Origin of the sequence: Xanthomonas maliensis (assembly GCF_009192945.1) — a bacterium.
Taxonomy (GTDB): domain Bacteria; phylum Pseudomonadota; class Gammaproteobacteria; order Xanthomonadales; family Xanthomonadaceae; genus Xanthomonas; species Xanthomonas maliensis.
In genome coordinates, this window is record NZ_NSET01000053.1 from 59,438 (window position 1) to 79,812 (window position 20,375).

General features: G+C 67.2%; 18 protein-coding genes. 8 read left to right on the forward strand and 10 right to left on the reverse strand.

What is annotated here, in order from left to right; genetic code table 11:
* Positions 1 to 9: 9 nt before the first annotated feature.
* From CKY51_RS16495 to CKY51_RS16530, 8 genes are all read right to left on the reverse strand, one after another.
* Positions 10 to 1,242 (reverse strand): lipoprotein N-acyltransferase Lnb domain-containing protein, encoded by a 1,233-nt coding sequence (locus CKY51_RS16495; RefSeq protein ID WP_081641470.1) that lies wholly within the window; start codon positions 1,240 to 1,242, stop codon positions 10 to 12.
* A 2-nt stretch (positions 1,243 to 1,244) separates the two neighbouring features.
* Complete coding sequence (locus CKY51_RS16500) at positions 1,245 to 2,123, reverse strand: CorC family transporter (protein WP_022974698.1); 879 nt, start codon at positions 2,121 to 2,123, stop codon at positions 1,245 to 1,247.
* Positions 2,124 to 2,284: 161 nt separating this feature from the next.
* Complete coding sequence (locus CKY51_RS16505; RefSeq protein ID WP_152249515.1) at positions 2,285 to 2,809, reverse strand: hypothetical protein; 525 nt, start codon at positions 2,807 to 2,809, stop codon at positions 2,285 to 2,287.
* Positions 2,809 to 3,294 (reverse strand): rRNA maturation RNase YbeY, encoded by a 486-nt coding sequence (ybeY, locus tag CKY51_RS16510; protein WP_022974695.1) that lies wholly within the window; start codon positions 3,292 to 3,294, stop codon positions 2,809 to 2,811. The genes CKY51_RS16505 and ybeY overlap by 1 nt, the downstream gene beginning before the upstream one ends.
* Positions 3,295 to 3,562: 268 nt before the next feature.
* Positions 3,563 to 4,126: a hypothetical protein gene (locus CKY51_RS16515; protein ID WP_152249516.1), complete on the reverse strand. Its 564-nt coding sequence runs from the start codon at positions 4,124 to 4,126 to the stop codon at positions 3,563 to 3,565.
* A complete protein-coding gene (locus tag CKY51_RS16520) occupies positions 4,123 to 5,109 on the reverse strand; it encodes a PhoH family protein (protein WP_152249517.1) in 987 nt (328 codons plus the stop codon). The genes CKY51_RS16515 and CKY51_RS16520 overlap by 4 nt, the downstream gene beginning before the upstream one ends.
* 523 nt (positions 5,110 to 5,632) lie before the next feature.
* On the reverse strand, positions 5,633 to 7,087 hold the full coding sequence (gene miaB, locus CKY51_RS16525; protein WP_022974691.1) for a tRNA (N6-isopentenyl adenosine(37)-C2)-methylthiotransferase MiaB: 1,455 nt from the start codon (positions 7,085 to 7,087) through the stop codon (positions 5,633 to 5,635).
* A gap of 66 nt (positions 7,088 to 7,153) precedes the next feature.
* On the reverse strand, positions 7,154 to 7,768 hold the full coding sequence (locus CKY51_RS16530) for a glutathione S-transferase family protein (protein ID WP_022974690.1): 615 nt from the start codon (positions 7,766 to 7,768) through the stop codon (positions 7,154 to 7,156).
* A 75-nt stretch (positions 7,769 to 7,843) separates the two neighbouring features.
* Between CKY51_RS16530 and CKY51_RS16535 the strand changes: the two genes are divergently transcribed.
* The 7 genes from CKY51_RS16535 to CKY51_RS16565 all read left to right on the forward strand — a co-directional run bounded on the left by CKY51_RS16535 (position 7,844) and on the right by CKY51_RS16565 (position 14,006).
* Positions 7,844 to 8,851 carry a helix-turn-helix transcriptional regulator gene (locus CKY51_RS16535; protein WP_031341046.1) on the forward strand — a complete coding sequence of 336 codons (1,008 nt, stop codon included), beginning with the start codon at positions 7,844 to 7,846 and terminating at the stop codon, positions 8,849 to 8,851.
* Entirely contained in the window at positions 8,848 to 9,783 is a 936-nt protein-coding gene (locus CKY51_RS16540; protein WP_031341045.1) for a lytic transglycosylase domain-containing protein, read from the forward strand. Before CKY51_RS16535 ends, CKY51_RS16540 begins: the two co-directional genes overlap by 4 nt.
* 250 nt (positions 9,784 to 10,033) lie before the next feature.
* Positions 10,034 to 10,678 carry a ubiquinol-cytochrome c reductase iron-sulfur subunit gene (gene petA, locus CKY51_RS16545; protein ID WP_152249518.1) on the forward strand — a complete coding sequence of 215 codons (645 nt, stop codon included), beginning with the start codon at positions 10,034 to 10,036 and terminating at the stop codon, positions 10,676 to 10,678.
* Positions 10,678 to 11,937 carry a cytochrome b gene (locus tag CKY51_RS16550; RefSeq protein WP_152249519.1) on the forward strand — a complete coding sequence of 420 codons (1,260 nt, stop codon included), beginning with the start codon at positions 10,678 to 10,680 and terminating at the stop codon, positions 11,935 to 11,937. Before petA ends, CKY51_RS16550 begins: the two co-directional genes overlap by 1 nt.
* Positions 11,930 to 12,688 (forward strand): cytochrome c1, encoded by a 759-nt coding sequence (locus tag CKY51_RS16555; RefSeq protein ID WP_031341041.1) that lies wholly within the window; start codon positions 11,930 to 11,932, stop codon positions 12,686 to 12,688. The genes CKY51_RS16550 and CKY51_RS16555 overlap by 8 nt, the downstream gene beginning before the upstream one ends.
* A 165-nt stretch (positions 12,689 to 12,853) precedes the next feature.
* Positions 12,854 to 13,489: a glutathione S-transferase N-terminal domain-containing protein gene (locus tag CKY51_RS16560; RefSeq protein WP_031341040.1), complete on the forward strand. Its 636-nt coding sequence runs from the start codon at positions 12,854 to 12,856 to the stop codon at positions 13,487 to 13,489.
* A 76-nt stretch (positions 13,490 to 13,565) separates the two neighbouring features.
* Positions 13,566 to 14,006, forward strand: coding sequence for a ClpXP protease specificity-enhancing factor (locus tag CKY51_RS16565; RefSeq protein ID WP_022974683.1), 441 nt, complete (start codon positions 13,566 to 13,568; stop codon positions 14,004 to 14,006).
* Between the two features lie 246 nt (positions 14,007 to 14,252).
* On the opposite strand, the gene CKY51_RS16570 is transcribed toward CKY51_RS16565, so the two are convergent.
* Together CKY51_RS16570 and CKY51_RS16575 are read right to left on the reverse strand one after the other, a co-directional pair.
* On the reverse strand, positions 14,253 to 14,597 hold the full coding sequence (locus CKY51_RS16570) for a DUF3301 domain-containing protein (RefSeq protein WP_022974682.1): 345 nt from the start codon (positions 14,595 to 14,597) through the stop codon (positions 14,253 to 14,255).
* A 240-nt stretch (positions 14,598 to 14,837) separates the two neighbouring features.
* Entirely contained in the window at positions 14,838 to 15,605 is a 768-nt protein-coding gene (locus tag CKY51_RS16575; RefSeq protein ID WP_022974681.1) for an SDR family oxidoreductase, read from the reverse strand.
* Positions 15,606 to 15,805: 200 nt separating this feature from the next.
* On the opposite strand from CKY51_RS16575, the gene CKY51_RS16580 reads away from it, so the two are divergent.
* Positions 15,806 to 20,200 (forward strand): DEAD/DEAH box helicase, encoded by a 4,395-nt coding sequence (locus tag CKY51_RS16580; protein ID WP_031341038.1) that lies wholly within the window; start codon positions 15,806 to 15,808, stop codon positions 20,198 to 20,200.
* Positions 20,201 to 20,375: the final 175 nt, after the last annotated feature.

The following is a 20,375-nucleotide window of genomic DNA, read 5'->3' on the forward strand; positions in this document are numbered from 1 at the left end:
CATCGTGGATCAGCGCGTGGACGTGGACAAGCCTGCCGGCCGCAAGGCCATCGCCAGTGCCGCATGCACCGGCAGCAGCAGCATGATCCAGGGCAGGTTGGCCTGGGGCTGGAAGGAGAGCCAATGGATCACCAGCGCGAGCAGGGCACTACCGGCCACCGCCCAGCGCAGTACATCGAACCAGCGCCCCGGCGAACGTCCGCGCAGAACGGCCAGCGCACCCAGCAACAGTGGTGCGCACAGCGGATTGAGCAATAGCAGATTGCGATTGGCCCAGGCCGATTGGTGGGCAGTGAAGCCCCACAGATAGATCAGCAGGCCGGCGCCGATCGCGCACAGCAGCCACAGCGGCAAGGCGATGCCTGCCAGCACGCGCGGCCGGCGGCGCAAGGCCAGGAGCGCCGCTGCAGTCGCCAGCCCGGCCAGGAGCCACGGCCACCAGGGGCGCGCCTGTTCTTCCGGCTCCGGGGCGATACGGTGCGGCAACAGCACCTGGGTGGACTGCACCAACGGACGACCAGCGCTGTTGTGCACCTGGGTCAGGCTGTCGGCCAGGCGCATCGGCACGAACGCTTCTTCCCAGCGCGATAGTGGGCGGTCCGCATACGGTCCCAGGCCCAGGTCGAAGCCCAACCACATCCAGGGCGCCGGTGAGGCTAGCCGCACCGCTTCGCTGCGATAGGTGTTGCCGCGCGAGCGCCCGGCCAATTGCGCCTTCAAGCCGCCGCCCATTGCGCGGTCGAGGGTGTCGCGCACCATGGTGGCGCAGTTGGCGGTGAAATAATCGTAGCGATAGCGCGCGTTTTCGGGCTGGCTGCGGGTGGCCAAGCCATCGGCCAGCGCCTGCGCCTGCTCGGGAGGCAGGTCCAACCATTGGATGCTGACGCCACGACCGCTGTCGCGGTACTGCGACAGATCTTCCTGCAACGGCAGTGCCACCAGGTAATACATCATCTCCCCACGCGCGAAGCGGCCGACGAAGTCCGGCTCGCTGGGGTCGAAGAAGCCGAAGTTGTATGAGGTCGCCTGCTGGGTGCGTGGATCGACCACGACGATCGCGTCATGGCCGAAGCGTTCGAAGAAAACCTCCCCCGGCTGCATCGTCGCCACGCCGATCCGTGGCGCCTGCGTTTGCGCCAGCGCCAGCGGTGCGAGCAGCAACGCGAGCCAAAACAATGCGCAACGCCAGGCCAGGCCTGCACGACGGTGGTGCCCGCCGGCCCGGCGGCACGGTGCGGTGATGGTCAAGCCTCGTCCTGCGGATCGGGTGGCAGGATGCTGACGTGCAAGGCATGCAGCCGGCGCGCATCGGCCTTGGCGACCCGGAACGCGAATCGGCCCAGGGTCAGCTCCTCGCCGGTTTCCGGCAGGTGGCCGATGGCGTCGGTGACCAGGCCGCCGACAGTGTCGTACTCGTCGTCGGGGAACTCGGCGCCGAAGCGCTCGTTGAAATCCTCGATCGGCGTCAGCGCGTCGACCACGTAACGGCCGTCGGCCTGGATGGCGATCAGCGCGCTCTCGTCCTCGGCATCGTCGTGCTCGTCGTCGATCTCGCCGACGATCTGCTCCAGCACGTCCTCGATGGTGACCAGTCCGGCGACGCCGCCGTACTCGTCCACCACGATCGCCATATGGTTGCGCGAGAGGCGGAATTCCTTCAGCAGGACATTGAGCTTCTTGGACTCGGGAATCAGCACCGCCGGCCGCAGCAGCTCGCGGACATTACCGGGACCGTTGTCGGCCACCACGCCGCGCAGCAAGTCCTTGGCCAGCAGAATGCCCAGCACCTCGTCCTTGTTCTCGCCGTGTACCGGGAAGCGCGAATGGCCGGATTCGACCACCTGCTTCATCAGGTCGAGGAAGCGCGCTTCGACCGGCAGCGAGACCATCTGCGAGCGCGGGATCATCACGTCGCCGACGGTGAGGTCGGACACGGCGATGGCGCCTTCCATCATGCGCAAGGTGTCTGCGGCGATCAGACCGTCCTGTTCGGCGGTACGCAGCAGGGCGACCAATTCGTCGCGGGTGTGGGGCTCGCCGGAGAAGGCCGCGCTGAGGCGCTCGAGCCAGCTACGGCGTTTTTCCGGAATATCGGAGGAATGGCTACTGTCGTCTTCGGACATCGTGACGGGAAACGGCACCCGGCAAACCAGGCGATGGGGCGAGTCTAGCAGGAAGCGGCGACGGCGCCGTGCTGGTGGCTGTCTGTCGCTGCACTCCGGTGACGCTGGCGCGCAGCTGCCGCTGACCTGCCGCCGCCCAGAGCAGCGGACAGGTGGGCGGATCAGGGCAGGTCGAGGCTGTAACCGCAGCCGACCACCGTCTTGCCCGGATGGCTCTTGACGGTCGTCACGCTCAGCACGATCGACTCGATCATCGCCTCGCCGGTCTTGGGGTTGGTGGTGTCGTCGCTGACCAGCTCACGGCCGTACATGACCTTGTCGGCGTTATCCACGCCCAGCTCCAGGTCCAACTGTTTGGCCAGCGGGCGCGGATCGGGCAGGTCGAGCACGGCCATGATGCTGGCGCCGGAAAAGGCGATGTGGTCGGTTTGATGGCCGAACACGTTGATCGGCGTATTGAGCCGGTATTCGGTCATGAACAGATTGGACTGTTCCAAGGGTGTCCAGCCCAGTGCCACGGCCTTCAGTGGATCGGCCAGCACCGGTGCCAACGCGTTGAAGTCGCCGATCCGTTGTCTGCATTCGATCAGCGCCGGCAGGTCGGGCCGGACCGCGGTGGTGGTCTGCGCCTGGGCAATGGGTAGACCGGCCAGCAACAAGCCGGCGGCGAGCAGGGGGCGCCGCATTACTGCTCCTCCCGGTAAGGATCTTCCACGCCCAGTTCAGCCAGGATCTCGCGTTCCAGTTGTTCCATCGCTTCGGCTTCCTTGTCGTCCTCGTGGTCCCAGCCAAGCAGGTGCAAGGTGCCGTGCACGGTCAGATGGGCGTAATGGGCGGGCAGGGGCTTGCCCTGTTCGTTGGCTTCGCGGGCCACCACCGGCGCGCAGATGACCAGGTCGCCGAGTAGCGGCATCTTGACGCCCTTGGGCAAGCCCTCCGGCAGCTCGGCCGGGAAACTCAGCACATTGGTGGCGTAATCCTTGCCGCGATAATGGTGGTTGAGCGAGCGGCCTTCTTTCTCGTCGACCACGCGAATGGCCAGGTCGGCCTCGCGGATACGGCCCTTGAGCGCAGCGGCGACCCACTTGCGGAAGCTCACCGCCGCCGGCAAACCAGTGCGCGGCAGCGCGTAACTGACGGCGACGTCGAGGCGGACCGGACCTTTGGTCATGGCAACACCAGCAATTCAGATCAGACGAGGACGATAGTATCGCGCGTGCGATGGCTCGCTGCGACCTCCTGCAAACATCGCAGCGACTGTTCGGCGAGCTTGCGCGGTTTTGCCATACGCGTCGAGGTCCGCCCCTTGATGCCCTTCGTTGCACTAGCGCATGCGAGCAGGCAGCAACAACGCGTCGCCGAGCCTGCTGCAGGCTCGGCCTGTCGCCGTCATTGACGCGATGGAGCGCCGCGCTCAGCGCCGCGGCGATGCGGCAGGATCACTTGCTGCAGGTATTGATGCTCAGCACGACCGGTCCGCCGCCGACGGCTTGATAGGAGATCATGCGACCCTTGCCGCCGATGTCATCCGGGCACTGCGGGTCGCTGCGCGCGACGTCGACCTCCTTCAGAAGGTCGGCAGACGGCATCAGTCGCACCGTTGCCTGGCCGCGCTCGATCAGGTCGCCGACCAGCGGGAGCACGAGGCGGGGCAAGGGCGGCCCCTGGACCACGGTGCAGCCGGACGGGTCGCGTGGCTCGCTGGCAAGCGCCAGCAGCACCATCGCATTGCCTCCATCGATCCAGTCGCGCTTTTTCTGTTCCTTGCTGTCATTCGATTTGACCGAATCTCGGCCGCGTTTGTCGATGCGCTCAAGCTCGGCGCTGGGCATGCTGATGTTGGCGTGCTGCATCGCGACCGATATGCAAGGACGGGCAATGGATTGCGCAAGCACAATGCGCTGGCGGGGCGGCGCATGCTCGGCGGACGTCTGTGCCAGGCCAAGCTGGCTGCACGCCAGCCCGAGCAGGGCGACGCATCCGCTGCTCCGTCTCCGGCTCATTTCGCCGGCTCGCCCGGCTTTGCAGCCGAGTCGTGCTTTTCATAGGCGGAGACGATGCGCTGCACCAGCGGGTGGCGCACCACGTCGCGTGCCTCGAAGAAGGTGAAACTGACGCCATCGACCTCGCGCAACACGTCGATGGCGTCGCGCAGGCCGGACTTGACGTGCTTGGGCAGGTCGATCTGGGTGAGATCGCCGGTGACCACGGCGGTGGACCCGAAGCCGAGTCGGGTCAGGAACATTTTCATCTGTTCGATGGTGGTGTTCTGCGCCTCGTCCAGGATCACGTAGGCATCGTTGAGCGTGCGTCCGCGCATATACGCCAGCGGCGCGATCTCGATGACGTTCTTCTCGAGCAGTTTGACCACCTTTTCCACGCCCAGCATTTCGTACAGAGCGTCGTACAGCGGGCGCAGATAGGGATCGACCTTCTGGCTGAGGTCGCCGGGCAGGAAGCCAAGTTTCTCGCCGGCTTCTACCGCCGGGCGAACCAGGATCAGCCGCTGCACGCGCGATTCGTTCAAGGCCTCCACTGCGCTGGCCACCGCCAGGAAGGTCTTGCCGGTGCCGGCCGGGCCGATCCCGAAATTGATGTCGTGGGTAGCGATCTGATGCAGGTACTTGGCTTGGTTGGCACCGCGGCCACGCACGGTGCCGCGTTTGACCTTGATCGCCACTTCCTGGGGTGCATAGGCGCGTTCGACGACATGTTCGACGTTGGCATCGTTCAGGCGCAGGTGGATCGCGTGGCTGTCGAAGGTGATGTCGGCCGCTTCGTCGTACAGCGCGGTCAACAAGGTCTGTGCGGCGCTGGCGGCCGGCTCCGGACCGGTGACGCGGAAGACGTTGCCGCGATTGGCGATTTCCACGCCAAGCTTGAGCTCGATCTGGCGCAGGTGCGCATCGAAGGGGCCGGCCAGGTTGGCCAGCCGCTCGCTGTCGGCCGGTTCCAGGGTGAAGTCGCGTTGTACGGATGTGTTCATATCGGATCGGACGCGGCGCTGGCGCCGGTCGGTGGGACGGCAGCAAAGGGTAGCGCGGGGCCTGTGATCCCACCAGCAATGCGGCTGCGGCATGCGCCGGCCAGCCGCGCGTTGTGCGTTGTCCACACCGGCTGTGGAGCTGGGCGACAGCAAGCTGTGGATAGAATGTCGCAGCCCTTGCGGTGCTTGGCTGTGTCGGGCGGTGGTGAAAAAAACGCCAGTGCTGCGCGGCTTGTCCACAGCAGATGTGGATCGTCGTTGGCAAAGCCTGTGGGTAAGTGTGGCGCGGCCAGGCGGCACAAGGCGTCGCGACGCAGTGGTGAAATTTTGATCGGCACCTTGCGCGACGGATGCGATGTAGCGACCGGCCGCCCATCGTCTATCGCAAGGGGCGGCGCCTCGGCATGTGTGCTGTGGGCTGTGCATGCATCTTCGATGGATCACGGCATCGCGCACGCGCTTGCCGACGCAAGCGCGTGCGCGATGCCGTGATGCGAACGCGCCGGGCGGCATCGCCCGGCGATCAGGCCTGGCGGTCGTCCAGTTGCACGCGCCCGCGCAACGAATTGCTCAGCGCCTCGGTGATCACCACGTCGACGAACTGGCCGATCAGGCGCGGATGGCCGGGGAAGTTCACCGAGCGCATGTTCTCGGTCTTGCCGGTCAGTTCGTTGGGATCGCGGCGGGATGGCCCTTCGACCAGCACGCGTTGCACGCTGCCGACCATCGCTTGCGAGATCTGCTGCGCATGCGCATTGATGTGTGCCTGCAGCCGCGCCAGACGCGCCTGCTTGACCGCCTCCGGCGTGTCGTCTTCCAGGTCCGCGGCCGGGGTGCCAGGGCGACGCGAATAGACGAACGAGAAGCTCTGGTCGAAGCCGACGTCTTCGATCAGCTGCATGGTCTTCTCGAAGTCGGCCTCGCTCTCGCCGGGAAAGCCGACGATGAAGTCCGAACTGATCGAGATGTCCGGACGCACCGCGCGTAGCTTGCGGATCTTCGACTTGAATTCCAGCGCGGTGTAGCCGCGCTTCATCGCCGACAGGATGCGATCGCTGCCGGCCTGCACCGGCAGGTGCAGGTAGTTGGCCAACTGCGGCACGTCGCGATAGGCATCCACCAGCGAATCGGAGAACTCCAGCGGATGCGAGGTGGTGAAGCGGATACGGCCGATGCCCTCGATCTGCGCGATGGTGCGGATCAGCAAGCCCAGGTCGGCATGCTGCGCCGGCTCACCGGCATCGGCGCCGTAGGCGCCGCGGTAGGCGTTGACGTTCTGGCCAAGCAGGTTGATTTCGCGCACGCCCTGGGCGGCCAGTTGCGCCACTTCCACCAGCACGTCTTCGAACGGCCGGCTGACTTCTTCGCCGCGGGTATAGGGCACCACGCAGAACGAGCAGTACTTGGAGCAGCCTTCCATGATCGAAACGAAGGCCGACGGGCCTTCGGCGCGCGGCTCGGGCAGGCGGTCGAACTTCTCGATCTCCGGGAAGCTGATGTCGACCTGCGACTTGCCGGATTCGCGCCGCGCGCGGATCAGTTCCGGCAGCCGGTGCAGGGTCTGCGGACCGAACACCAGGTCCACATACGGCGCGCGCTTGACGATGGCTTCGCCTTCCTGCGACGCCACGCAGCCGCCGACGCCGATGATCACCGGTTTACCGCCGGCCTTGAGCGCCTTCCAGCGGCCTAGTTGGCTGAAGACCTTTTCCTGCGCCTTTTCACGGATCGAGCAGGTGTTGACCAGCACCACGTCGGCATCTTCCGGGTTGTCGGTCAGCTCCAGTCCTTCGGCGGCAGCGAGCACGTCGGCCATCTTGGCCGAGTCGTACTCGTTCATCTGGCACCCGTGGGTCTTGATGTACAGCTTGCCGCGCACCGCGGCGGGTGCGGCCGGGCGGGCGCTCGGCAGCGGCAACAGGGTGGGCTGGTCCACGGCGATGGCCGCGGCGGCGTCGGAAACGGAAGTCCCGGGCATGGCGCTGATTCCAGGCGGGTGAGAAACAGCCGCGCAGTTTACCCGCTCCGGCCGCCGCGGTCGCGCTCAGCCTGCGGCGTCCACTGCGGCGGCGCGGGCCACCGCCGGCCGTGCCGCCATGCGCTCGACATAGGTGCGGGTCGGGCCCGGCGGGTCCAGCAGGCCGAACGCGACCATCCAGCCCAGCGCGCTGCCCCACAGCACGTCGGCCGCGCTGCAGCGTTCCCCCAGCAGGTAGGGCCCGCGCGCCAGCTGGGCATCGACCACCTCCACCACGGTGGCGACGTCGCCATACGGCGACATGCTCTGCGGTGCGGGTGGGCGCTTGGCCGCCTGGTCGGTCATCGCCGGCTCGAAACACGCGCCATAAAAGGCCAGCCAGCGCAGGTAGGGGCCACGGTCGGCATCGCCTGGCGCCGGCGACAGGCCGGCCTCGGGGTACAACTCGGCCAGATACTGGTAGATGGCGACCTGTTCGGTCACCACGCTGTCGCCATGGCGGATGGTCGGCAGCTTGCCCATCGGATTGACGGCCAGGAAGGACGGGCTGCGTTGCTCGCCGCGTTGCAGATCGATCGGCTCCAGGCGGTAATCCGCGCCCAGCTCCTCCAGCAGGATCAGCACCCCGCGCGAGCGCGAGCGGGCATTGTGGAACAGCACGATGTGGCGGTCGGTTTGCATGGCGTCGCTCCGGGGATGAGGTGCCCAGGTTGGCCCTGTATTGCGGACAGATTCGGTCCGCAATACCGTGGCGCAATGGCCTCTCCTGCGTCCCGTCTGTTGCGCTTGCTGGCGCTGTTGCAGGGCGGGCGTCTGTGGTCCGGCGCCGACCTGGCCGCGCGGCTGGACCTGCATCCGCGCAATCTGCGCCGCGACATCGAGCGCCTGCGTAGCCTCGGATATCCCGTGCAGTCGGTGTCGGGCAGCGGCGGCGGCTACCGGCTGGGGCAGGGCGCGCCCGGCTTGCCGCTGCTGTTCGACGAGCAAGAGGCACTGACCATCGTGATGGCGCTGCGTGCGGCCGCACCGGCGATCGGCGGGCTGGAAGCACCCGCAGCGCGCATCCTCGGCAAGCTCGACCCGCTGCTGCCACGACCTGGGCGCCAGCGCGCCAGTGCCGCGCATGCGGCCACCGCCAGTCTGCCGACCCAGCTTCCCGAGGCCCTGGTCGCTGCCGAGCGCCTGGCCCAGCTGGCCGCCGCCTGCCGCGACGGGCTGGCGCTGCGGCTGGATTATCGCCGCCACTCGGGCGAGCGCATTGCGCGGGTGCTGGAGCCGGCGTTGCTGGTGAACTACGGGCGCCGCTGGTACCTGCTGGGCTGGGATTGCCAGCGCCAGGATTGGCGCACCTTGAGGGTGGACCGGATCGATCAGGCCGAGCCGACCGGCGCCCGTTTCGCACCGCGGCCATTGCCGGACGAGCCCCTGCAACTGCTACGGCGGGCGATCGGCGAGGCACCATTCGCCTGCCGGGCACGGGTGCGGCTGGCGGGGACGCTCGAGGCCCTGGCCGCGCGCGTGCCGCCCTGGCTGGGCGCGCTGGAGGCCGATGGGCCGGACCATTGCTGGCTGGGACTGGGCGCGGCGGACGTGGACGGACTGGCCGCCAATCTGCTGTTGCTGGGGCGGCCGTTCCTGACGCTGCAGCCGGCCGCGCTGCAGGCGCCGCTGCTGGGGGCGCTGGATGCATTGCGAGCGCGACTGCAGCAGGCTGGCGACGCCACTTGGCAAGGCGCCGACAAGCTGGGACACTCCGCGCCATGAAGGGGATGCTGGGGATCCTGGGGCTGCTATGTGCCACGCTGTCGGCTGCGCCGGCCAGCGCCGGTACGCTGTACAAGTGTGTCGGCGCCGATGGCATCACCAGCTATCTCAGCAAGCCACCGCGCGGTGCCAGCTGCAGCATCATCAGCCGCTACACGCCCGATCGCGCCACCGCACGTGCGGTGGTGCCGGCCGCCAACCGTCCGGCAATGCCGCCGGCGCGCGCGTCCGCCGACATCCACAGCGGCGCGCCCGCCACCATCATCAGTCCGCCACCGCCCGCGCAGGTGTCGCCGCCGGCGCCTGCGCCGATCGCGGCAGCTGCCGCGACCGCGGTCAATCCGCGGCGAGTGGTCAGCGGGCAGGTGTATTCGTATTTGAAGGACGGCGTACGGCACTACACCAGCACGCGTCCGCGCCAGGTCGCCAGCATCGAGGGCCTGCGCACGATCCATTACAGCTTCATCGAGACCTGTTATGCCTGCGGCGCGCGGCCAGGGGTGAACTTCGGCGCAATCCGGCTCAACACCAACGCCTACCAACAGGAAATCAGCGCCGCCGCGCGCGAGTTCGGCGTGGAAGAAGCGATCGTGCGCGCAATCATCCACGCCGAGTCGGCCTATAACCCGCTGGCGCTCAGCCGCGCCGGCGCGCAGGGGTTGATGCAGTTGATGCCCGGTACCGCGCGTCGTTTCGGCGTCAGCGATGCCTATGATGCAGCGCAAAATATCCGCGGCGGCGTGCAATACCTGTCGTGGTTGTTGAAGCGTTTCAATGGCGACCTCACTCTGGCTGCGGCCGGTTACAACGCCGGTGAGGGCGCAGTCGATCGTTATGGCGGCGTGCCGCCGTATAGCGAGACCCAGCGTTACGTGCAGCGGGTCGGCGTGCTCGCCGGGCGCTATCGCGGCCAGACCACTGCGGCCAACTAAGCCATCGCCAACAGCGGTCGCGTGCCTGCGCACGCAGCGTTTGCGCGCGGCCACGGGGACCGTTCGCGGTCTGTGCATGCGGCTGCCGACGTGCTCCGGCGCACAGCGGGTTTGCATCGATCTGCCACGACTGCGTACATTGCATTGTCTGTGCATTAAGCGTTCCGCTACACTGCGGGCGATTCACGCGGCAGGACCCCCCGCCAGCCGCTGGCAGCCTCACGCTACCTAATCAAGATCGGAGAGCCGGATGGCCAACGATGGGGTTAACGCACCTGCCGACACTGGGCGTCGTCGGTTTCTGACCGCGACAACCGCCGTGGTCGGTGCGGTCGGAGCAGGGTTTCTCGCAGTCCCGTTCGTGAAGTCGTGGAATCCCAGTGCACGCGCCAAGTTGGCCGGTGCACCGGTGACCGCCGACATCAGCGCCTTGCAGGAAGGGCAGCGCATGATTCTGGAGTGGCGCGGTCAGCCGATCTGGATCGTCAAGCGTTCCAAGGCGATGCTCGATGCCTTGCCGTCCCTGGACGGCCGGCTCAAGGATCCCAAGTCCGAGAACAAGGACCAGCAGCCCGAGTACGTGCTGAAGAATCCCGAGTATCGCTCGATCAAGGCCGATATCTCGGTCCTGGTCGGGTTGTGCACCCACCTGGGTTGCTCGCCGGAAATGGTGGCCGAGATCAGGCCCGAACCCTACGATCCGCAGTGGAAGGGTGGCTACTTCTGCCCCTGCCACAAATCGCGATTCGACATGTCCGGGCGTGTTTTCGATGGCGTGCCCGCACCGATCAACCTGTTGGTGCCCCCACACCATTATGTGGACGACAACACTCTGGTGATCGGCGTCGATCCGGACACGGCCGGTAAGTCGGGTAACAGCACGGGGGCTGCGTGATGAGCAATATCCTGGTCCGTACCGCCAACGGTGTGTTCGATTGGGTGAACGAGCGCGCTCCCGGGCTGATGCCCGTCTATCGCAAGCACATCAGCGAGTACTACGCACCGAAAAATTTCAACCTCTGGTACTACTTCGGCTCGCTCGCCATCGTGGTGCTGGTCAATCAGATCGCCACCGGCATCTTCCTGACCATGCATTACAAGACCAGCGCGACCGAGGCGTTCGCATCGATCGAATACATCATGCGCGACGTCGAGTGGGGCTGGCTGATCCGCTACATGCACAGCACCGGCGCCTCGCTGTTCTTCATCGTGGTGTACCTGCACATGTTCCGCGGGCTGATGTACGGCAGCTACCAGAAGCCGCGCGAGCTGGTGTGGATCCTCGGCATGCTGATCTACCTGGTGCTGATGGCGGAAGCCTTCATGGGCTACGTGCTGCCCTGGGGCCAGATGTCGTTCTGGGGCGCGAAGGTGATCATCTCGCTGTTCGGCGCGATCCCGGTGATCGGCAACGGACTGACCGAGTGGATCATGGGCGACTACCTGCCCGGCGATGCCACCCTCAACCGCTTCTTCGCCCTGCACGTGATCGCCTTGCCGCTGGTGCTGTTGTTGCTGATCGTGCTGCACCTGGGCGCCCTGCACGAGGTGGGGTCCAACAACCCCGACGGCGTGGATATCAAGAAGGGCCCCAAGGGCAATCGCTGGGATGCGCACAAGCCGGCCGATGGCATCCCGTTCCACCCGTACTACACGGTCAAGGATCTGGTCGGGGTGGGCTTCCTGCTGTTGATCGCGGCCTTCATCATCTTCTTCGCCCCGGGCTTCGGCGGCTTGTTCCTCGAGCATGACAACTTCACCGAGGCCAACCGGCTGGTGACGCCGGAGCACATCAAGCCGGTGTGGTACTACACGCCGTACTACGCGATGTTGCGCGTGGTGCCCAACAAGCTGGGCGGCGTGCTGGTGATGTTCTCCGCGATCGCGATTCTGTTCCTGGTGCCCTGGCTGGATCGCGCACGGGTGCGCTCGGTCCGCTATCGCGGCTGGATCTCCAAGGTGGCGCTGGGCGTGCTGGTGGTGTGCTTCGTCTGGCTCGGTGTGATCGGCTCCGGGCCGGGTACCGACATCCACGAGACCTACATCGGGCGCGTGCTGACCTTCCTGTATTTCGCCTTCTTCATCACCATGCCGGTATGGACCCGGCTGGACAAGACCAAGCCGGTTCCGGAGCGGGTGACCACGCATGACTAATCCCACTGTGAGGTCATGGATGTCGCGGCTGGCCGTGGTGTGGGGCGGCTGGGTATTGGTGGGGGCGGCGGTCGCCGCCGAAGGTGGAGCGGTCCAGCAAGCCGGCAACGACCTTGGCGACCGCGCGTCACTGCAGCGTGGCGCGCAGTTGTTCATGAACTACTGCTCCGGCTGCCATTCGCTCAAGTATCTGCGTTATTCGCGGATGGCGAGCGATCTGGGACTGAGCGAGGCCGAGGTCATGGCCAACCTCAATTTCACCGGCGCCAAGGTCGGCGAGCACATCGAAGGCACGATGCCGCACGATGCGGCCACCAAGTGGTTCGGCAAGGCGCCGCCGGATCTGAGCCTGATCGCGCGCGTGCGCGGAACCGACTGGGTCTATACCTACCTCAAGTCGTTCTACCTGGACCAAACTCGCCCGTTGGGCTGGAACAACCGCTTGTTCCCCAATGCCTCCATGCCTAACCCGCTGTGGGACCTGCAAGGCCTGCAGCAGGCGAAGTTCGGTCCGGCCGACAAGGCGACCGGCGATCGACCGGTGGAGGGGCTGGTGCTGGGTCAGCCGGGGCGGCAGACCCCGGTGGAATTCGACCGCACCGTGCGCGATATCGCCAACTTCCTCGAGTATGCCGGCGAGCCGGCTGCGCTCAAGCGACAGAGCATGGGCGTCTGGGTGGTGCTGTTCCTGGCCCTGCTGACCTTCTTGGCCTACCTGCTCAAGAAGGAATACTGGAAGGACGTGCATTGACGTCCAGTCGATACCGGCGCCGTTGCTCGGCGCCGGCTGCCGCCGGCACTAGCACCCTTGGCTTTTGCGTAGTGTGATTGCACACTCGAAGGACCGTGGTGACTGTCGGCGCTGGGCCGGCCGCGCCGATGCGGCCGGCGGATTCCGGTCGTCGGAGAGCCTTGAATGGCGACGAGTGTGCGTATGCGGAATACCTTGACTTTGTTTTCGTCCAACGACGATGTGTTGTGCCACCGGGTTCGTCTGGTCCTGGCGGCGAAAGGGGTGACCTACGACCTGGTGGCGGTCGACCCGCAGAATCCTCCGGAAGATCTGATCGATCTCAATCCCTATCACTCGGTGCCGACCCTGGTCGAGCGCGATCTGGTGCTGTATGCCGCCTCGGTGGTCAGCGAGTACCTGGACGAGCGCTATCCGCATCCACCATTGATGCCGGTCGACCCGTTATCGCGCGCGCGCCTGCGCTTGGCGATGCTGCGCATCGAACACGACTGGGTACCGCAGGTACAGGCGATCCAGCTGGGCAACAAGACCCAGGCCGAGGCCGGCCGCAAGCGCCTGCGCGAGATGCTCACCGCGTCGGTGCCGTTGTTCAAGGCCAGCAAGTTCTTTCTCAATCCGGAAATGAGCCTGGCCGATTGCGCGATGGCGCCGATCATCTGGCGACTGGAATCGCTGGACGTGGGCCTGCCGAAGGATGGAAAGGCGATCGAGGATTATGGCAATCGTATCTTCCGCAATCCCGGCTTCATCCGCAGCCTGACCGATCAGGAAAAGAAGCTGCGCGAGCTGCCGGCCTAGGTTGCGGCTGTATGTCGACAGACCGACTTCCGATGCTGGCCGCAGATCGCCGTCGCGTGCGGGTAAAATGCCGCCTATGAGCGAAGATTTCCCCCGCATGACCAGCCACCGCCCGTATCTGCTACGGGCGTTGATGGAATGGATCAACGACAACGGCATGACGCCGCACATTCTGGTCGATGCCGGACTGCCGGGCGTGCAAGTGCCTGCCAGCGCCGTCAAGGACGGCCGCGTGGTCCTCAACATCGCCGAGCGTGCGGTGGTTGGGCTGCACGTGGACAACGACAGCGTGCGCTTCACTGCGCGCTTTGGCGGCGTCAGCTATCCGGTGCTGGTGCCGATGCCGGCGGTGCTCGCAGTGTACGCACGCGAGACCGGGCAGGGCATGGCCCTGCCGGACGATATTCCTGGTACCAATACCGAGCCGCCGGATCCGGCCACGCCGCCGCCAGGCACCTCGCCGCCGGACGAGCCGCCCAGTGGCGGCAAGCGCCCGCATCTGCGCGTGGTGAAGTAGGCCAGCCGCATGGACGCCGGCACCGTTCCGGCGGTGTCGGCTCAAAAACGTTGTTGCCTTCCGTCGACGCCGTGCTTGCTGGGCGCGGTCGTCTCTGTGTATCGGTGACGCATCGCAACGATTGGTTTGCGCGGATCGACGGCTTGTCAGGCGCGCAAACGTCGAGGCCGTCGCCCGCAGCGCGTGTCGTTTTCGCTGTGTTTCACCGGCAAGGCATCGCGGGCGCGCGGGTCCCCTGGATCGTCGTCAATGCAGGCGAGGGTGGTCCGGGTGCAACGCCGTCACGCTGGCGACCTGCGGACCGGTGAACGCCACCAGCTGATCCCCACGCAACACCAGGCGCCCGCTCTGGCGATCGGTCCCGTCATGCGAATACTCGAAGCGGAACGTGCGTTCGAACCCCAGCCAGCCATTCGGCATCCGGCACACGCGGATGGAGGTCGAATGCACGCTTTGATCCAGCCACTGCACATTGGCGGCCTGGCAGGCGTTGCGACCGAGCACATCGGCACGTTCGGCAGCGGCGCGCGAGGAATTCCAGAACGCGAACACCGCGGCGCCGGCAATCATGAAGAGAATGAGACTGGGCATGCCGGCAATGTGCCATGCGGCCGCGCGTTGGACAATCGCGGGTGACCGCACGGGCTGCCCAGCGCTTGGCGATCGCTATCCTCCAGATCGGCGTGCCGCACGTGCCGCGCGACCGTGCCCCAGCTGCGTTGCTGCGGTCGCAGGTAGACCATCGGCGTGGTGCGGCGATGCCACGGAGAGGCGCGTTGACGGCCACGGTGGCGCTCCTGCGCCGTCACGACGGCCGTCGTGACGCGCCTGTCAATCCGCCGGCAGGTGCGCAGCCATCATTGCCAGTGTCGCGTCGAACTGGCCCTTGCGTTCGGCATCGCGGAAGGGACGCACGCGCTCGACGCAGACTTCGGCAGGCGAGCCTGCGTGGCCATGGCCGGGATGCAGCAGCGCCATGACTTCATCGGCAAAGGCGTCCAGCGGCATCGAGTCGGGGTCTTGCGACTGCCCTGGCGTCAACTCGGTCTGGACTTGCGGCGGCACGATCTCGATCACCTCCACCCGGCCCGCCAGCACGGGGCGCAGGGCGGCGGTATAGGAATGCAGGAAGGCCTTGCTGGCGCTGTAGGTCGGCGCGGCCGGGTAGGGCACAAACGCAAGGCCCGAGGAGACGTTGACGATCGCCGCCTCCGCTTGCGCGCCCAGGTGCTCGATCAACGCATCGGTCAGACGGACCGGGCCAAGCACATTGGTCGTGATCATGCGTTCGGCATCGGCCAGGTCGCGTCGGTGCCGTGGATTCTCGCTGGCATAGATGCCGGCGTTATTCACCAGCACATTGAGCCCTGGGTAGCTGTCGATCACGTCCTGCGCGAACGACGCAATGGCTCCGGCATCAGCGATATCCAGCGTGCGCACGGCGATCCCTGCACGCCCGGCGGCGGTTTCCTCTAGCGCTTCGCGCCGTCGCCCGGCGACGATCACGCGGTTGCCAGCATCATGCCAGCGCTGCGCCAGGGCACGCCCGATGCCCGAGCCGCCGCCGGTGACGAGGATCGTATTGCCGTTGGTCTTCATGGTGCTGCCATCCTCTGCGAGGTCTGCCGGAGCGTCGCAGGGTAGCGGCCACGTGTGGCATTGCTCGTGAACTTGTTCACTCCCACTGTGGCGGTCGGCTTGCATCCACGGTGTGGCGGTGCCATCTAACAGCAACACCGTCGTTCGACTGCGTCCGCCGGCCAGCGAGGCTGGTGGTGGAGCGCGCCAAGGCCATGCCGATGCACCCTGTTCTCCAACAATTCCATCCCGCTGTCGCCGCCTGGTTCGCGCAGCGCTTTCCGGAGCCGACACCGGCCCAGGTCGCTGCCTGGCCGGCGATTGCATCGGGGCAGCACACGCTGGTGGCGGCGCCCACCGGCTCGGGCAAGACGCTGACCGCGTTTCTGGCGGCCATCGATGCGTTGATCTGCGAGGGTGTGGCCAATGATGGCGCGCTGCCGGACCAGACCCGGGTGGTCTACGTCTCGCCGCTGAAGGCCTTGTCCAACGACATCCAGCTCAACCTCGAAACGCCGCTCAAGGGGATCGCCGAGACGCTGGCGGCGCAGGGCCTGCCGCAGGTGGCGATCCGCACCGCGGTGCGCACCGGCGACACCCCGCAACGCGAGCGTGCGCAGGCGCGGCGCGTGCCGCCGCACATCCTGGTGACCACGCCGGAATCCTTGTACGTGCTGCTGGGCTCGGCATCGGGGCGGCAAGCGCTGCAACATGTGCGCAGCATCATCGTCGACGAGATCCACGCGGTGGCGGCCGACAAGCGCGGCAGCCACCTGGCCTTGAGCCTGGAGCGTCTGCAGCGGCTGGCCGCGCAGCCGATCACCCGGATCGGCCTGTCGGCCACGCAAAAACCCATCGAGACGGTAGCGCGCTTCCTGGTCGGTGCCGGGGTACCCGAGCAACCGCCGCCGCCGTGCCGGATCGTCGACATCGGCTACACCCGCCGTCGCGACCTGGCGCTGGCACTGCCGCCGACACCGCTGAGCGTGGTGATGTCCAACGACCAGTGGCTGCAGGTCTATGCAGAGGTCGCCGCGCTGGCCCAGCAGCACCGCACCACCTTGGTCTTCGTCAACACGCGGCGCATGGCCGAACGTGCCGCGCGCCACCTCGGCGAGCTGCTGGGCAAGGACCGCGTAGCCGCCCACCATGGCAGCCTGTCGCGCGAGACGCGTTTGCTGGCCGAGCGCCGGCTCAAGCGCGGCGACTTGACCGTGCTGGTGGCCACGGCCTCACTGGAGCTGGGCCTGGACATCGGCGAGGTGGACCTGGTCTGCCAGCTCGGCTCGCCGCGCTCGATCGCCAGCTTCCTGCAGCGCGCCGGCCGTGCCGGACATGCGGTCGGCGGCACTCCGAAGGCGCGGCTGTTTCCGCAGACTCGCGATGAACTGGTCGAATGCGCCGCGCTGCTGGATGCGGTCGCGCGCGGAGAACTGGACACGCTGCGCCTGCCGGTGGCACCGATTGACGTGCTTGCACAACAACTGGTCGCCGAAGTCGCCTGCGAAGATTGGGACGAAGACGCGCTGTTCGCGCTGGTGCGCCGCGCACAGCCGTTCGCCAGCTTGCAACGCGAGCTGTTCGATGCCGTCGTGCGCATGCTGTGCGAGGGGTTCACGACCCGGCTGGGGCCGCGTGCCGGCTATCTGCACCGCGATGCAGTGCATCGCCGCCTGCACGCCCGCCGCGGCGCGCGCATGACCGCGCTCACCTCCGGTGGCACCATCCCGGAGACCGGCGACTACAGCGTGGTGCTGGAACCGCAGGCGGACACCATCGGCACCGTCAACGAGGATTTCGCGGTCGAAAGCCTGACCGGCGACGTGTTCCAGCTGGGTAACGCCAGCTACCGGATCCTGCGGGTGGAGGCTGGCCGGGTGCGGGTCGAAGACGCGCAGGGCGCACCACCGAATATCCCCTTCTGGCTCGGCGAGGCGCCTGGCCGCAGCGATGAACTCTCCGCGGCGGTGTCGCGGCTGCGCGCAGAGATCGCACAGCGCCTTGACGTGGCCCCGCATCCGCGCGCGCTTGCCTGGGCCGGCGAGGCGCTCGGCCTGTCCGCCGAAGCGGCGCAGCAACTGGTGGACTACCTGGCGCAGGCGCAGGCCGCGCTCGGTGCGCTGCCGACCCAGCAACAGCTGGTGATGGAACGCTTTTTCGACGCCAGCGGCGGCACCCAACTGGTGATCCATTCGCCCTATGGCAGCCGCATCAACCGGGCCTGGGGGTTGGCCTTGCGCAAGCGCTTCTGCCGGACCTTCAACTTCGAATTGCAGGCCGCCGCCACCGAGGATGCGATCGTGCTGTCGCTGTCCACCAGCCACAGCTTCGCGTTGGACGAGGTCGCGCGTTATCTGCACTCGTCCTCGGCCGAGCATGTGCTGGTGCAGGCCTTGCTGGATGCGCCGTTGTTCGGCATCCGCTGGCGCTGGAACGCCACCACCGCGATGGCGTTGCCGCGCTTTGCCGGCGGCGGCAAGGTGGCACCGCAGCTGCAGCGGATGAAGTCCGAGGACCTGCTGGCCACGGTGTTTCCCGACCAGGTGGCGTGTGCCGAGAACCTGGCCGGCGAACGCGAGGTGCCCGACCATCCGCTGGTGACGCAGACGCTGGAGGATTGCCTGCATCAGGCGATGGACAGCGCAGGCTGGCTACAGCTGTTGCGTGGATTGGAGTCCGGCGCGATCAGCGTGCTGGCGCACGATCTGGCCGCGCCGTCGCCGCTGGCCGCCGAAGCCTTGAATGCACGACCTTACGCCTTTCTCGATGATGCGCCATTGGAAGAGCGGCGTACCCAGGCGGTGCAGGGCCGGCGCTACGCACCGCAGAGCAGCGACGATCTTGGACGGCTGGATCCGCAGGCGATCGCAGCGGTACGGGACGAAGCTTGGCCGCAGCCGCGCGATCGCGAAGAGATGCACGAAGCGTTGGTCGGCTTGGGCGTGTTGCCGGCCGCCGAGGTGGTCGAACCCGATTGGGCGGCCTGGCTCACCGCGCTCGCCAACGCCGGGCGCGCCGGCATGTTGCAGCAAGACGGGCAGCCACTGGCCTGGATCAGTGTCGAGCGCCTGGCCTGGTTCGCACCGCTGTATCCGCAGGCAGTGTGCCAGCCGTCGTTGCAGGTGCCGGCCGACTGCCAGGTCGTCGACTGGAGCGAGGAACAGGCGCTGCGCGAATTGGTGCGCGCGCGTTTGTCCGTGCTGGGGCCGACCCCGGTCGCAGCGCTGGCATCGGCGCTGCGCCTGCCTGCCCAGGCGATTGCGTTGGCCTTGCTGGCCTTGCAGCGCGAGGGCTATGTGATGGCCGGCCGCTTCAGCGACACGGTGCAGGAAGAGGAGTGGTGCGAGCGTCATCTGCTGGCGCGTATCCATCGCTATACGCTGGGCCGGCTGCGGCGCGAGATCGAGCCGGTCTCGCAGCGCGACTATTTGCGCTTCCTGTTCGAGTGGCAGCATCTGGATCCGGATAGCCGCGTTGCCGGACCGGACGCGCTGGCCAGCGTGCTGGGCCAACTGGAAGGATTCGAAGCGCCCGCCGCGCTGTGGGAGGCCGAACTGCTGCCGGCGCGGGTCGGGGATTACCAGCCGGCCTGGCTCGACGAGTTGTGCACGGCCGGGCGCACGGTGTGGGCGCGGTTGCGGCCGGGCGGCAGCCAGGCCGCGGCCAGCCTGCGCAGCGCGCCGATCGTGCTGCTGCCGCGGCGCGAGGCGCAGCGCTGGAACGCCTTGGCGCGGGGTGACGAGGCGAGCGCGCCATTGGGTTCGCGCGCCGAGCGCGTGGTCGGGTTCCTGCAGCAGCACGGCGCCTGCTTCTTCGACGAGATCGCCGATGCCACCCGCTTGCTCGCCACCGAACTGGAAGATGCCTTGGCCGAGCTGGTGGTCCGCGGCCGCGTGCATTGCGACAGCTATGCCGGCTTGCGCGCGTTGTTGGTGCCGGCCTCCAAGCGGCCGTCGGCGCTGTCGCGGCAGCGCCGACGGGCGCACGCGCTGGGCATTCGCGATGCCGGCCGTTGGGCGCCGGTCCACGCGCTGCCCGCATTGCCGGCCGATGAAGCCGGCGAGCGCCATCAACAGACCCTGGAACATCTGGCGTGGACGCTGCTGCGTCGCTATGGCGTGGTGTGCTGGCGTCTGCTCGAGCGCGAGGCCGGCTGGCTGCCGCCCTGGCGGGACCTGTTGCGGGTATACCAACGGCTGGAGGCGCGCGGCGATATTCGCGGCGGGCGCTTCATCGCCGGGCTGTCCGGCGAGCAGTTCGCCTTGCCGGAGGCGATCGCCGCGTTGCGCCGGGTGCGCGCCCAGCCGCTGACGGAGCACTGGGTCTGCCTCAGTGCCAGCGATCCGGCCAATCTGCTCGGTGGCCTGCTGCCGGGCGAGCGGGTGGCGCGCGTGGCGGGCAATCGCGTGGCCTATCTGGATGGATTGCCGATGGCGGCCTGGAGCGGCGATCGCCTACAGATGCTGCAGCCGCTCGGTCCCGAGCAGGAACGGCAAGCGCTGCTCCTGCTGCAACGTGGCCCCGGTGCCCCGCCGCAGAGCGCGGTGGAGCGTTGGTTGGCGCAGTCGCCGTCCGCGGCCGCGGCGGCGACGCTTGGCGGTGGACACGAGAGGTAGGAGCTGTCGGCCACTCGCCAGCGCCACGGCGCACCGGCGGCCTCGCGGATGCCGAACCGCGGCGCCACTGTAGCGGGTGACGATGGCGCCATGCCGTTGTCAGCAGGGGGCGCGCACGCGCTCACCAGGTCCAGGCCGCCGTCGGCAACCCCGACACCAAACGTCTGCGCCAGCC